Below are 12,153 nucleotides of genomic sequence, written 5' to 3'. Positions count from 1 at the left end.
ACCGCGACATGCACAAGATCAGACGAGCCATCGAAGTCATCTTCGTCCTGAGCCTCGCCGCCCTCCTCGCCGGCGGAGTCCTGTTCGTGACGGGCCAGGCCATCGCCCTTGCCGCCGGCCAGAGCGAATGGCTCGTATTCTTCAACGAATCCGTCAAGCCCCCGATGTGCCTTGCGGCATCGATCTGTGCGATCGCCGGGTTCTTCCTCAACTACAAGCGCTACGAGAACAAAGAACAGACTCCCCAGAAGGCAGCGACGCGATGACCGACACCAGGGAATCCGGAACCTACCCGTCCTTTACCGAACTTCTCGAACGGGAGGGCGCGCTATCCGGGACGTCGTGGGGGCTGTTTCCCCAACCTGACCGCGGAACGCCGTCCTTCATCACGCAGGACACCACCCTGGAGGCCAGGAACTGCATCAGGACCGGCGTGGTCTTCGGCCTGGACTACCCGGCCGATGCCTTCGATCCCGGAATGTCACTCAAGCGCAGCGCCCCTCGTCACACCATCTACTCCTCCCACCCGGCCCACCGGGACGACTACCTGGACGGGTATTACCTCCAGGGATCCACGCAGGTCGACGGGCTCCGGCACCGCCGGGCAGACGACATCGGCTTCTACAACGGCACCCCCGATGACCGGATTACGGAAGGCACCCCGGACCTCGGCATCCAGGAATGGGCTGACAAACCCATCGTCGGCAGGGGAGTGCTCGTCGACCTCGATGGCTACTGCACCGGCGAAGGCACTCCCATTGACCACACAGCAGGTGAGCCCCTCGGGCTTGACCTGATCCAGGCAGCCATCCAGGCCCAATCCCTCACCATCCAGCCCGGCGACATCCTCATGCTCCACACCGGATGGTGTGAATGGTTCCTGGCCCTGGCCATGGCGGACAAGCATCAGACCCGGGAGAGCCGCCGCGCCACCGGCATCGCCCAATCACAGGAATTCGTCGCCTGGGCATGGGACCACCGCCTCGCGCTGATTGCCGCCGACAACTTCGCCCTCGAATGCCTGCCCGTCATTCCCGAAAGCCCCTTTCTGCAATCGGCGCCCAACGACCACGGCATGATGCACCAACAGCTCCTGGCCAAACTCGGCATGCCGCTCGGCGAACTCTGGAAGCTGGGACCCCTCAGCCGACACATGAAGAAGGCCGGAACCTGGGACGCCTTCGTCAGCATCAAACCGCTGAACATCACCGGCGGCACCGGGTCACCTGCGAACGCCACGGCAGTGACGTGACCCAGCGCGACGGTGCGGGCCGGCGCAGCACCGGGCCTGCCCGCCGCACACTGAACCACGAGCGAACGAGCCGTCAGGGCGGCCTTGGGCCTGCCCCGACAGCGGCCATGCAATTTCGTGGATGGAACGGTAGAATAGTAGTTAGCAATGCTAATTAGCGCAGCTAACTATTGCTGCCGTGCAGGTCTTGGAGGCGCCATGACCACCACCCGCGATTCCCGTCACGCAGGAGACAGCATCCGGCCGGACATTTTGGCGATCGAGCTTCGGACCGCCGTTATGCGCACGTCCCGCCGGCTCCGCATCGAGGCAAGCGGTGATGTTCTTACGCCGGGGCAGTACACAGTCCTGGCACATCTTCGCAGCGGCTCCCAAACCCTTCGCGAGCTGGCCGAACGGGAGCATGTTCAGGCGCCGTCGATGACCCGGATAGTCAACGCGCTGACCGATCAGGGCTTCGTGTCGCGGTCAGCCCATCCCGAGGACGGCCGTCAGGTGCTCGTCTGGATTACTCCGGCCGGTGAGGCCGTCCTGAATGAGGCCCGCAGCCAGCGGACAGCGTGGCTGGCGCAGCGCGTCGCGACTCTGAGTGACGAGGACCGTCTGACGCTGAGCCGCGCCGCCCGCATCATGCAGGAGTTGAGCGCCAGATGAGTGTCATGTTCCGGGCCCTGGGGAACCGCAACTACCGGATGTGGGCGGGCGGGGCCCTGGTATCCAACATCGGCACATGGATGCAGAGGGTGGCGCAGGACTGGCTGGTACTGACAGTATTGACCGACCATTCCGGTACCGCCGTCGGCATCACAACGGGACTGCAGTTCCTTCCGATGCTGCTCCTTGGCCCGTACGCGGGCGTGCTTGCGGACAGGTACCGCAAGCTCGCGATCCTCAAGTGGACGCAGACGGCCATGGGCCTGTGCGGACTGCTGGTCGGGCTCCTGGTCCTGACCGGTTCGGCGCAGTTGTGGCAGGTATATGTGGCGGCCCTCTGCCTTGGGGTGGCCAGCGCCATAGACGGGCCTGCGCGCCAGGCCTTCGTCTCCGAACTTGTGGGGCAGAACAACATTTCAAATGCCGTGGCGCTCAACTCCGCCTCCTTCAACACCGCCCGGCTCACTGGACCCGCCATTGCCGGTGTGCTCATTGCCTGGGTGGGCACGGGACCCGTTTTCCTGCTCAACGCAGCCAGCTTCGCCGCGGTCATCGTCTCCCTGTGGCGCATACGTCCGTCCGGGTTGTTCGCGGCGGTGCCGGCAGGCAATGGCAAGCATCCGGTCGCGGAGGGCTTGGGGTACGTAAGGCGGCGCCCGGATCTGGTGCTCATTCTCGTCATGGTCGGGATCCTGGGAGCATTCGGCATGAATTTCGCCATCACCAACGCATTGATGTCCACCGCGGAATTCGGGATGGGGCCGGGGGAGTTCGGGCTCCTGGGCTCCATCATGGCTGTGGGGACTTTGGCTGGCGCGTTGCTGGCAGCCCGCAGGTCCGGGCCGCGGCTGCGCTTCCTGCTCGGCGGCGCCCTTGGCCTGGGGTTCTTCACGCTAGTGGGCAGCGTGACCCCTTCGTTTTGGCTCTACGCAGCCGTCCTGGTTCCGGTTGGCCTTGCATCAATGACCTTCCTGAACAGCTGCAATACAAGTATCCAGCTCTCGGTGGAACCGCAGTTCCGGGGGCGTGTGCTGGCGCTGTATCTGGCGGTCCTGCAGGGCGGGACCGCCGTCGGGGCGCCCCTCATGGGGTGGATCGGCACTGAATTCGGCGCGCGCTGGTCGGTGGCCGCCGGCGGCTCCATCGTGCTGCTCACCGGCTTGTGCTCGGTGATCGTGGTCAGCCGGAGCAGCACTTTGACGCTGCGGGAACAACTGCGGACTGTGTCCGTCAGGAAGCGCCCAGGCTACGGGAGGACAAGGCGCCGCGAGGCCGCCCGCCAAATCGGGGGCGTCTGAAGCGGCCAATTGCTGGCCTGCGGACTGCCAGGGGAGGCATGTCCATTTTCCGAACCTGCGGGCGGCCACTCCGCGGGCCACCTAAGCGGGACATGTCCATTCTTGGGCACCACGTGTGGGCATAGGGGCCATATGTCCACTGGCCGCGGCTTGGGGAGGGCATGTCCATTGACCAGCTGAACAGGGGAGCCCGGCCCGGCCATCCCGGGCTAATCCTCCGGGTCCTCCGGCTCGCCCAGCCCACGGGCGGCGAGGGCTTCGCCGGTCTGCCGGGCGAAGGCCACCGTGCCGATGAAGACGGGCAACACCAGGGCCCGCGGGTTGCGTTCGAGTCCGCGGGCCCGGGCCGAGTCGCGCACGTCCGTGTAGGCCCCGGCAACGAACGGGATGCTGCGGAGCATGATGGCGATGGTCAGGGCGAAGCGTTCCGGGTCCGCACCGAAGCGCCGGAACGGCCGGGCAAGCGACGCCACGCCGTCGAGCAGTGCCTGCACAGGAGTGGTGGCGGTCAGGATGGACGCAGCGACGACGCAGACCAGGACGTTGAGCACGATCCGGGCGGCGGTCGGTGCGCCCAGCTGCCACCACTGGAAAAGCCCGATCGCCACGAGTACCGGAAGAACCGGACGCACCGCGCGGAACAGCCGGGCCGGGCCGGCCCCGCTGAGCAGGAAGAGTCCGCAGAGCAGCACCAACATGGCGGCCGACACGGCCCAGTCCGCGATCAGGAACGACGTCATTCCGCACCCCACGACCAGCAGGAACTTCAGCCACAGCGGCGCACGATGTACCAGGGACGAGCCCGGCACATATGCCGCCAGCAGGAAGCCGTGGCCGCTCACGCCTGCTCCCGCCGGGCCTGGTCGGGCAGGGCCCGCTCCAGCCGGCCGCCGGCTACGCCGCCGAGCCCACCGCCGGCTACGCCGCCGAGCCCACCGCCGGCTGGGACGCCGTCAGCTGCTGGCAGGCCCGCCGCGCTCAGGGCGCGGTAACGGGCGACGGCGGCCGCCGGCTTGCCGTCGAACACCACCTTCCCGGCGTCCACCACCAGGACGCGGTCCATGTCCAGGGCCAGCTCGAGGTCGTGGGTGGACAGGATCACCTGTTGGCGGAGCCCGGCGAGCGTGCGCCGCAGGAGTTCGCGGTTGCGCAGGTCCAGCAGCGTGGACGGCTCGTCCAGGACCAGCACCTCCGGATTAACGGCCAGGACCGCGGCCAGCGCCAGGAGCTGGCGTTCGCCGCCGGAGAGCTCGTAGATGCTCTGGTCCGCCAGCGGGAGGAGGCCGAACCGCTCCAGCACCGACTCCGCGTGCGCCCGGCGCTCAGGGGCGTTACGGATGGAGCGGCGCAGGGACAGTTCCACATCCTCGCGTCCGGTGGGCATGACGAGCTGGGAGAGCGGATCGGTGAAGACAAAGCCCACCCGGCGGCGGACCTCCCGGACGGCCCGGACCGTATCGGCACCGTCGACCCGCACGGTGCCGTCGCTGGGTGCCACGAGCCCGTTCAGGAGCCGCAGGAGGGTGGACTTGCCCGAGCCGTTGGCCCCGATAACCCCGATCCGCCGTTCCGTGAGGTCGAGCGAAAGCTCCTGGAGCAGCGTCTTGGGAGCGGGGCGGCCATCAACCGGCACCCGTACCGAAACACGGTCCAGGACGATGATGCTCACGGGCGGGTGTCCACCGTCCGGACGCGGCGCAGCAGCAGGTCCGGGAAGGCCTTGTGCAGGGCCAACGCGATGCTGACGGCCAGGACGTTCTTGATGATGTCGCCCGGGTAGAACGCGAGATCGGCCAGGAAGGCTTTGGAGAAGTCCAGCTTGGCGTTGACCATCATGCCCAGGATGCCCAGGCCGTGGATGAAGATGATGCTGCTCACCATGGCGGCGGCGAACAGGAGGATGGCGCGCAGCTTGCCGGTGCGGTTGGCGGTCCGCATGAGCACGACGACGGTCAGCCAGCCGACGGCCGTGGCGGCCAGGAGGAATCCGATGATGTAGCCGGCGGAGGGGCCGGCGAGCACGCCCAGGCCGCTGCGGCCGCCGCTGAAGATCGGCAGGCCCGCGAAGCCCAAAAGCAGGTAGAGTCCGACGGCGGCGAAGGCCCGGCCCGGGCCGAGAGCCAGCCCCGTGAGCATGACGGCAAGGGTCTGCAGCGTGATGGGCACGCCGAGCCCGCCGACGGGGATGGCGGCGATCAGGGCAGAAGCGGCCACAAGGGCGGCGAAGACGGCGATGAGGCCAAGGTCGGTGGCATTCCAGCGGTCCCGGCGGCGCGGGGTCCTGGCTGCGGCGGGACGGTGGGTTTGCGTCATGATGTTCCTGTCGGGGTGCTGCGGCGGAAATATGGATTGTGATATCGACTGTACGGTCGCGGCGGGGGCTGTATTTTGTAGGCGCCCCACTAACCGGCGGCCCGGAAGCTGGAGGGCGCCGCCAACGAACACCGCCAGCAGGCGGGACCAGCATGGCGACGGCGGCCGGCCACTGCCATAGGTGCCCATGTCATGGAGCCGGGGCAGTGCCGGTAGACTTGAGCAGGCCGTGCTCTCGCATCGCCCTGCCCCGGCCCCGTCCAGACTCCACCCGTCGTGCCGCGGCATTCCCTGTTGTGAAAGGCCTTAGCTGCATTGATTACCGTCCAGGATCTCGAACTGCGCGCCGGCGCCCGCCTCCTCATGGACCAGGTGAGCTTCCGGATCGACAAGGGAGACAAGATCGGTCTGGTCGGCCGTAACGGTGCAGGCAAGACAACGCTGACCCGGGTGCTCGCGGGCGAGGGCCTGCCCGCCGCTGGCAAGGTAACCCGCACCGGCGAAATCGGCTACCTGCCGCAGGATCCGCGCACCCCGGACATGGAGCAGCTCGCGCGGGACCGGATCCTGTCCGTCCGCGGCCTGGACATTGCCGTGGGCAAGCTCCGCCTGGCGCACGAAGAGATGGCCAGCGAGGACCCCGCGGTCCAGCGCAAGGCGATGAACCGCTATGACCGGCTGGAATCCGAATTCCTGGCCGCCGGCGGCTATGCCGCCGAAGCCGAGGCGGCAGCGATCTGCTCGAACCTCGCCCTGCCGGACCGGCTGCTGAACCAGCCGCTCAAGACCCTGTCCGGTGGACAGCGGCGCCGCGTGGAGCTTGCGCGCATCCTGTACTCGGACGCCGAAACCATGCTCCTCGATGAGCCCACCAACCACCTCGACGCCGATTCCATCTCCTGGCTCCGTGAGTTCCTCAAGAACCACCAGGGCGGGCTGATTGTCATCAGCCACGACACCGAACTGCTCGAAGCGACCGTCAACAAGGTCTTCCTCCTCGATCCCAACCGCGCCCAGATCGACTTCTACAACATGGACTGGAAGCGCTACCTCAACCAGCGCGAAACGGACGAGCGCGCCCGCAAGCGTGAGCGGGCCAACGCGGAGAAGAAGGCCCAGGTCCTCATCGACCAGGCCAACAAGATGCGCGCCAAGGCCACCAAGGCCGTCGCCGCCCAGAACATGGCCAAGCGTGCCGAGCGCCTGCTCGGCGGCCTCGAGGCAGTGCGCGCGCACGACAAGGTGGCAGCCCTGCGCTTCCCGGACCCGTCGCCCTGTGGCAAGACCCCGCTCACCGCGGACGGCCTCAGCAAGTCCTACGGCTCGCTGGAGATCTTCACCGATGTCGACCTTGCCATTGACCGCGGGTCCAAGGTGGTCATCCTGGGCCTCAACGGCGCGGGCAAGACCACGCTGTTGCGGATGCTGGCCGGCGTCGACAAGCCGGACACCGGCGAAGTCGTTGCGGGCCACGGCCTGAAGGTGGGCTACTACGCGCAGGAGCACGAGACGCTCGACGTGGACCGCAGCGTCCTGCAGAACATGCGCTCCTCCGCCCCGGACATGAACGACGCGGAAGTCCGCAACATCCTGGGCTCGTTCCTGTTCTCCGGCGACGACGTCGACAAGCCCGCCGGTGTGCTCTCCGGCGGCGAGAAGACCCGGCTGGCGCTGGCCACCATCGTGGCCTCGAGCGCGAACGTGCTGCTCCTCGACGAGCCCACCAACAACCTGGACCCCGCCAGCCGCGCCGAAATCCTCGGGGCCCTGAGCAACTACACCGGCGCCGTCGTCCTCGTGAGCCACGATGAGGGCGCCGTCGAGGCGCTCAACCCGGAGCGTGTCGTCCTGCTTCCCGACGGCATCGAGGACCACTGGAACGAAGACTACCTGGACCTCATCACGCTGGCGTAAGTCACCCAACCGACCCGCAGCCGGATCAGCGGACCGGCATCTCTTCCGCGCCCGTGATCCGGTGCAGATCCGCGTAACTGATGGAGAACATCGAGTTGTGGTCCCCTGCCCCCGCCCAGAGCACGCGGTGGGCCGACAACGACTCATCCAGCAGGGTCCGGATCTTCTCCGGGTGGCCTACCGGGGCGACGCCGCCCACCTCCTGGCCGGTGTGGGCCAGGACGAACTCGGGGGAGGCGCGGCGGATCTTGCCCGTGCCCAGCCGGTCCGCGACCTTGCGGACGTCCACCTTGGCCGCGCCGCTGGCCAGGATGAGCAGCGGGGTGCCCTCGAGCTCGAACACCAGGCTGTTGGTGATCGCCGCGACATCGCAGCCCAGCGCGGCGGCGGCCGCTGCCGCCGTCGGCACCTTCGCATCGAACACCGTCACGGTGTCCTGGGCGCCCAGGGCGGTGAGGGCACGCTTGACGTTGGCCACCGGGCCGGGAAAGGCGTCAGGGCTCATCGCTCAGAACCCCTGGGCGTCGAGGATGGCGTCTTCCTCTTCTTCCGCCGTCGCGTTCTTGCGCTTCCGCGGGGCAGGACGACGGCGGGCCACCGGGCCGCTGGAGTGCAGGAACACGCCCTCGGCGGCCTCGGCTTCGGCGTCCTCCGCGTCGATCGCGGCGTTGCGGGCCTGCTGCCTGGCCGCGTAGCCGAACCCGACGAACATCAGCACGCCGAACGCGAACCACTGCAGGGAGTAGGACAGGTGGGTGCCTTCATCAGTGGTCGGCTTGGGGAACGGGAACGGCATGTCCTGCACCGACGGCGACTCGGAGGCCAGCTGTCCGTAGGCGCCAGTCAGCAGCGGATAGCCCAGCTGCGCGGAATAGGCGGAGAGGTCGATCGAAGCCAGCTGTCCGTCAGGGGCGCCGCGCTGCAGATCGGGCTCGGCCGGCTTGAGGCGGGCAACCACTGTCACCGGCCCCTGCGGCGGGGCAGGCACTGAGTCGGGCCGTCCCGGGGTGTTGTTGCCGATGGGCAGCCAGCCACGGTCGATCACCACGGTTTCGCCGGACTGGAGCTTGAAGGGAACCACCACCTCGTAGCCGGGTTGGCCGTTGAGCGGGCGGTTGCGGACGATGCGCTGTCCGGCGGCGTCGTAGCTGCCCTTCAGTTCCACCTGGGTCCACTCCCGTTCCGCATTCAGCCGGCTGAACTGGTCCCGGACATCGGCGAACGGCACGGGGGTGGCCGAGTAGTTGGAGACCACCCGGTTGATTTCGGCCAGGGTCTCGGCGCGGCGGTCCATCTGCCACCGGCCCAGCCCAACGCAGCCGGCAGCAAAGATCGCGGCCAGCAACAAGTACCCCAGCCATTTACTGGAGAAGAGAAAGCGGTACATTCAGCCGATCCTGCCTGACGGGTCGAGAGGGGCGGTCACTCCCGGGAGGGGGACGGTCGCTGCGCCGAGGACCACAGTCTCTTTCCACAGTCCGCGCGTCTGGAGGTAGTCCTCAAGCCAGGCGCGATGCTCCCCGCACGCCAGCCAGATCTTGCGCCGTTCCGGGGTGTGGATCTTGGGATTGTTCCACAGCAGCTGCCATTCCGCCGCCGCGCGGCAGGCTTTCCGCGAGCAGACAGTGCCCGGGGCCGCGGCCGTGTCCCCACCGGTCCCGGCCAGGTCAAAGAGATTCATGAAGCTGCCCGTCCGTGGTCGTCGTCGTTCTCATCTTCGATCAGCTCACCCTGCAGTAGCGTCCCTGAACCGTCTGCGCCGTCGCTCAGATCCTGCCCGTTTGGATCCTGTCCGGCGGGGCCCGCGGTGTCCGGTGCGTCCAGCTCTGCGAGCGGAGCATAGTCCAGGAGCGAGTCACTGTGGATTTCCGCCTTGTCGCTCCCGTTGGCGATCACCACCGCCACCCAGGGCAGGAAGACGGCGCCGGCAATCGGAATGAGCTTGAACCAGCCATCCACGACAAAAATCAGGATCAGGCAGACCATGCGGATGCCCATGGCGATGGCATACTTCACCATCCGCTGGTGCATCTCGTCCGAGTGCGCAGCAGCGGCGTCGGTGATGCTGTGCACCTCGGTACCGCCGGACTCGGAGTCCGGCCTCCCGGGCACATGCGCACCGGGTCGGTTTTTGAGTGTCACGGCTGTCAGATCACGCTCCCAAGGCTTACTTCGATTCTCTCACCATCGGCGGAGCCGCCCAAACGGAAGCGCACCGGGCGCTAAGATCGGAGGCAGGAAAATTCCAGCCCCCAGCGCGGCCCTCCCTGCCGCAGAATCCCGGAGCCCCATATGACTGACACATCCACCACTGGCCGCAGCGTTCTGATCACCGGCGGAAACCGCGGGATCGGCCTGGCCATCGCCGAGTCCTTCCTGGCCAACGGCGACAAGGTGGCCGTGACCTTCCGCAGCGAATCGTCGCTGCCCGAGGGCATCCTCGGCGTCAAGGCGGACGTCACGGACGAAGCGTCGGTGGACGCCGCGTTCGCGGAAGTCGAAGCCGCCCACGGCCCGGTGGAAGTCCTTGTGGCCAATGCCGGCATCACCAAGGACACGCTGCTGATGCGGATGAGCGAAGACGACTTCACCTCGGTGATCGACACGAACCTCACGGGCGCCTTCCGGGTGATCAAGCGCGCATCCAAGGGCATGATCCGGGCGCGCAAGGGCCGCGTGGTGCTGATTTCCTCCGTCTCCGGCCTCTACGGCGCGCCGGGCCAGATCAACTACTCTGCCTCCAAGGCAGGCCTGGTGGGCATCGCCCGGTCGCTCACCCGCGAGCTCGGCGCGCGCGGGATCACCGCGAATGTGGTCGCGCCCGGCTTCATCAACACCGACATGACGGCCGAGCTGCCCGAGGCCACGCAGAAGGACTACCTGACCAAGGTTCCCGCCGGCCGCTTCGCCGAGGCCTCCGAGGTCGCCAACGTCGTGCGCTGGATCGCCAGCGACGAGGCGTCCTACATTTCCGGTGCGGTCATTCCTGTCGACGGCGGCCTCGGAATGGGCCACTAGCCCCTACCCAGCAGGACGACGCAGGACACCTGCGGAGCACAGCGGACGACGGCGGATTCCGCCGTCGTCCGCTGTGCTGTGTCCGCTTGTCTCGTGTCCGCTTGTCTTGTGTCCGCTGTCTGCTGCAACCCGGACCGGGCCGCTGGAGACGCACAGTTTTCCGCGCCGGGTTCCGTGCCGGGTTCCGCGCCGGGCCTTTTTGCCCTTGGCTCCGGGGCTCCTGGAGCGTGTAATGGGCTCACAGCCCCTGACCATGCCGCGGCAGGGGCGTGGACTCAGGAGGAAATCATGAGTGATCTCAGCAAATGGACGCCCTCGGACATGCTGGAACCGGTCCGCCGCTTCCTTGACGGTGATCTGTCCATAGCGCCAGGGATCAAGATCGAACAGTTCCAGGAGGGCACCACCCTGGTGGTGCGGGCGGAAGCACCGGGGATCGACCCGGACCGGGACGTCGACGTCTCGGTCGGCGAGGGCGTGCTGAATATTGCGGTGGAGCGGCGGGAGTCGTCCGAGCACAAGAGCAAGGACGGTTACCGCTCGGAGTTCCGCTACGGCCGGGCCGCCCGGAGCATTGCGCTGCCCGCGGGGGTGAGGGAAGAAGACATCACCGCCACGTACAAGGACGGCGTCCTGGAAGTCCGCGCACCGGCGCCCAAGGTTGTGACCGGTGAAGCGACGACGAAGATCCGGATCGACCGGGGCTGACCAACCCCAGGCACGTCCAGGCCACGTGACGACGGAACTACGCCGCCGGGGCTTCTTTGTGGATGCTGAACAACTGTAATGGCGCGGTCCGCTGGCATGATGGATTGCAGACCCACAGTATTTGGACGTTTGGAACAAAGGAGCTCGTATGGGACTGCTGGAGAACAAGACTGCGATCGTGACCGGTTCGTCGCGCGGAATCGGCGCCGAAGTGGCCAAAATCCTCGCCGCCGAGGGTGCGGCCGTCGTCGTCAACTACCGCCAGAAGGCGCCGCGCGCCAACAAAGTTGTCGCCGAGATCGAAGCCGACGGCGGCCGTGCCGCGGCCATCGGGGCGGACCTCACCACCCAGGAAGGCGTCCAGGCCCTCGCCAGCGCCGCGATGGAGAACTTCGGCTCGCTCGACCTCCTGGTCCTCAACGCCTCCGGCGGCATGGAGACCGGCATGGAAGAGGGCTACGCGCTGAAGCTGAACCGCGACGCCCAGGTGAACATGCTCAATGCCGCCGTCGCGCTCATGCCCCACGGCTCGCGCGTGGTCTTCGTGACCAGCCACCAGGCCCACTTCATCGACACGGTGCCCACCATGCCCGAGTACGAGCCCGTGGCCCGCAGCAAGCGTGCCGGCGAGGACGCACTCCGGGCACTGCTCCCGAACCTGGCCGAGAAGGGGATCACGCTCGTGGTCGTCTCCGGCGACATGATCGAGGGTACCGTCACGGCCACCCTGCTTGACCGGTCCAACCCCGGCGCCATCGAGGCCCGCCGCGCAGAAGCCGGCAAGCTGTACTCGGTCAAGGAGTTTGCCGCGGAGGTCGCCAAGATGGCCTCGGCCGACGTCGAAACCGGCCACACCGAATACGTCGGCGGTGCGGATTATTTCGGTAAGACCGCAGACCAGGCAGCGGATACGAGCTCCAGCTAGGCGCAGGCCGCCACGCGCGCCGGGATGGCGCGTCGAGAAGGCACGTGCCGGCAATGTTTAGTCAAACATTG

15 protein-coding genes are annotated in these 12,153 nt (G+C 67.3%); 8 read left to right on the top strand and 7 right to left on the bottom strand.

Annotation, left to right across the window (positions count from 1 at the left end; translation table 11 throughout):
• The first annotated feature begins 8 nt into the window (after nucleotides 1-8).
• From AC1DRO_RS02120 to AC1DRO_RS02105, 4 genes are all read left to right on the top strand, one after another.
• Nucleotides 9-266, top strand: coding sequence for a hypothetical protein (locus tag AC1DRO_RS02120; protein ID WP_028275526.1), 258 nt, complete (start codon nucleotides 9-11; stop codon nucleotides 264-266).
• On the top strand, nucleotides 263-1,252 hold the full coding sequence (locus AC1DRO_RS02115; protein ID WP_476949624.1) for a cyclase family protein: 990 nt from the start codon (nucleotides 263-265) through the stop codon (nucleotides 1,250-1,252). The genes AC1DRO_RS02120 and AC1DRO_RS02115 overlap by 4 nt, the downstream gene beginning before the upstream one ends.
• 198 nt (nucleotides 1,253-1,450) lie before the next feature.
• Nucleotides 1,451-1,906, top strand: coding sequence for a MarR family winged helix-turn-helix transcriptional regulator (locus AC1DRO_RS02110; protein ID WP_028275528.1), 456 nt, complete (start codon nucleotides 1,451-1,453; stop codon nucleotides 1,904-1,906).
• Entirely contained in the window at nucleotides 1,903-3,204 is a 1,302-nt protein-coding gene (locus tag AC1DRO_RS02105) for an MFS transporter (protein ID WP_476949623.1), read from the top strand. The genes AC1DRO_RS02110 and AC1DRO_RS02105 overlap by 4 nt, the downstream gene beginning before the upstream one ends.
• Nucleotides 3,205-3,413: 209 nt before the next feature.
• Here the strand turns inward: AC1DRO_RS02105 and AC1DRO_RS02100 are convergent, their stop codons facing one another.
• From AC1DRO_RS02100 to AC1DRO_RS02090, 3 genes are read right to left on the bottom strand one after another with little or no spacing between them, the layout of a single operon-like run.
• Nucleotides 3,414-4,046: an energy-coupling factor transporter transmembrane component T family protein gene (locus AC1DRO_RS02100; protein WP_476949622.1), complete on the bottom strand. Its 633-nt coding sequence runs from the start codon at nucleotides 4,044-4,046 to the stop codon at nucleotides 3,414-3,416.
• Complete coding sequence (locus AC1DRO_RS02095) at nucleotides 4,043-4,873, bottom strand: energy-coupling factor ABC transporter ATP-binding protein (RefSeq protein WP_476949621.1); 831 nt, start codon at nucleotides 4,871-4,873, stop codon at nucleotides 4,043-4,045. Before AC1DRO_RS02095 ends, AC1DRO_RS02100 begins: the two co-directional genes overlap by 4 nt.
• Nucleotides 4,870-5,517, bottom strand: a complete 648-nt coding sequence (locus AC1DRO_RS02090) for a biotin transporter BioY (protein WP_476949620.1) — start codon at nucleotides 5,515-5,517, stop codon at nucleotides 4,870-4,872. The genes AC1DRO_RS02095 and AC1DRO_RS02090 overlap by 4 nt, the downstream gene beginning before the upstream one ends.
• A gap of 315 nt (nucleotides 5,518-5,832) precedes the next feature.
• On the opposite strand from AC1DRO_RS02090, the gene AC1DRO_RS02085 reads away from it, so the two are divergent.
• Nucleotides 5,833-7,431 carry an ABC-F family ATP-binding cassette domain-containing protein gene (locus tag AC1DRO_RS02085; RefSeq protein WP_028275532.1) on the top strand — a complete coding sequence of 533 codons (1,599 nt, stop codon included), beginning with the start codon at nucleotides 5,833-5,835 and terminating at the stop codon, nucleotides 7,429-7,431.
• A gap of 25 nt (nucleotides 7,432-7,456) precedes the next feature.
• Here AC1DRO_RS02085 and AC1DRO_RS02080 read toward each other — a convergent pair whose 3' ends face one another.
• Genes AC1DRO_RS02080 through AC1DRO_RS02065 form a run of 4 tightly spaced genes read right to left on the bottom strand, consistent with a single transcriptional unit; the run spans nucleotide 7,457 to nucleotide 9,573 of the window.
• Entirely contained in the window at nucleotides 7,457-7,936 is a 480-nt protein-coding gene (locus AC1DRO_RS02080; protein ID WP_230011473.1) for a YbaK/EbsC family protein, read from the bottom strand.
• 3 nt (nucleotides 7,937-7,939) lie between these two features.
• Nucleotides 7,940-8,818, bottom strand: coding sequence for an SURF1 family cytochrome oxidase biogenesis protein (locus AC1DRO_RS02075; protein WP_476949619.1), 879 nt, complete (start codon nucleotides 8,816-8,818; stop codon nucleotides 7,940-7,942).
• On the bottom strand, nucleotides 8,819-9,112 hold the full coding sequence (locus AC1DRO_RS02070) for a hypothetical protein (RefSeq protein WP_476949618.1): 294 nt from the start codon (nucleotides 9,110-9,112) through the stop codon (nucleotides 8,819-8,821).
• Nucleotides 9,109-9,573 (bottom strand): DUF3099 domain-containing protein, encoded by a 465-nt coding sequence (locus AC1DRO_RS02065; RefSeq protein ID WP_476949617.1) that lies wholly within the window; start codon nucleotides 9,571-9,573, stop codon nucleotides 9,109-9,111. The genes AC1DRO_RS02070 and AC1DRO_RS02065 overlap by 4 nt, the downstream gene beginning before the upstream one ends.
• Before the next feature lie 150 nt (nucleotides 9,574-9,723).
• On the opposite strand from AC1DRO_RS02065, the gene AC1DRO_RS02060 reads away from it, so the two are divergent.
• The 3 genes from AC1DRO_RS02060 (at nucleotide 9,724) to AC1DRO_RS02050 (ending at nucleotide 12,082) form a co-directional block, all read left to right on the top strand.
• Nucleotides 9,724-10,449 (top strand): beta-ketoacyl-ACP reductase, encoded by a 726-nt coding sequence (locus AC1DRO_RS02060; RefSeq protein WP_230008961.1) that lies wholly within the window; start codon nucleotides 9,724-9,726, stop codon nucleotides 10,447-10,449.
• A 288-nt stretch (nucleotides 10,450-10,737) separates the two neighbouring features.
• The gene (locus AC1DRO_RS02055) at nucleotides 10,738-11,157 is read left to right on the top strand and encodes an Hsp20/alpha crystallin family protein (protein ID WP_028275538.1); all 420 of its coding nucleotides are present in this window, start codon (nucleotides 10,738-10,740) and stop codon (nucleotides 11,155-11,157) included.
• 148 nt (nucleotides 11,158-11,305) lie between these two features.
• A complete protein-coding gene (locus AC1DRO_RS02050) occupies nucleotides 11,306-12,082 on the top strand; it encodes an SDR family oxidoreductase (RefSeq protein WP_476949616.1) in 777 nt (258 codons plus the stop codon).
• Nucleotides 12,083-12,153: the final 71 nt, after the last annotated feature.

The organism is Arthrobacter sp. P4_F11 (assembly GCF_056401395.1).
Note: the sequence above shows the minus strand (reverse complement) of the source record. Positions and strands in the feature narration are given on the sequence as shown.

Coding starts and splice junctions, on each gene's coding strand:
- AC1DRO_RS02090 (WP_476949620.1), bottom strand. CDS start 5,517: ATGACGCAAACCCACCGTCCCGCCGCAGCCAGGACCCCGCGCCGCCGG.
- AC1DRO_RS02115 (WP_476949624.1), top strand. CDS start 263: ATGACCGACACCAGGGAATCCGGAACCTACCCGTCCTTTACCGAACTT.
- AC1DRO_RS02055 (WP_028275538.1), top strand. CDS start 10,738: ATGAGTGATCTCAGCAAATGGACGCCCTCGGACATGCTGGAACCGGTC.
- AC1DRO_RS02110 (WP_028275528.1), top strand. CDS start 1,451: ATGACCACCACCCGCGATTCCCGTCACGCAGGAGACAGCATCCGGCCG.
- AC1DRO_RS02050 (WP_476949616.1), top strand. CDS start 11,306: ATGGGACTGCTGGAGAACAAGACTGCGATCGTGACCGGTTCGTCGCGC.
- AC1DRO_RS02080 (WP_230011473.1), bottom strand. CDS start 7,936: ATGAGCCCTGACGCCTTTCCCGGCCCGGTGGCCAACGTCAAGCGTGCC.
- AC1DRO_RS02060 (WP_230008961.1), top strand. CDS start 9,724: ATGACTGACACATCCACCACTGGCCGCAGCGTTCTGATCACCGGCGGA.
- AC1DRO_RS02075 (WP_476949619.1), bottom strand. CDS start 8,818: ATGTACCGCTTTCTCTTCTCCAGTAAATGGCTGGGGTACTTGTTGCTG.
- AC1DRO_RS02070 (WP_476949618.1), bottom strand. CDS start 9,112: ATGAATCTCTTTGACCTGGCCGGGACCGGTGGGGACACGGCCGCGGCC.
- AC1DRO_RS02105 (WP_476949623.1), top strand. CDS start 1,903: ATGAGTGTCATGTTCCGGGCCCTGGGGAACCGCAACTACCGGATGTGG.
- AC1DRO_RS02120 (WP_028275526.1), top strand. CDS start 9: ATGCACAAGATCAGACGAGCCATCGAAGTCATCTTCGTCCTGAGCCTC.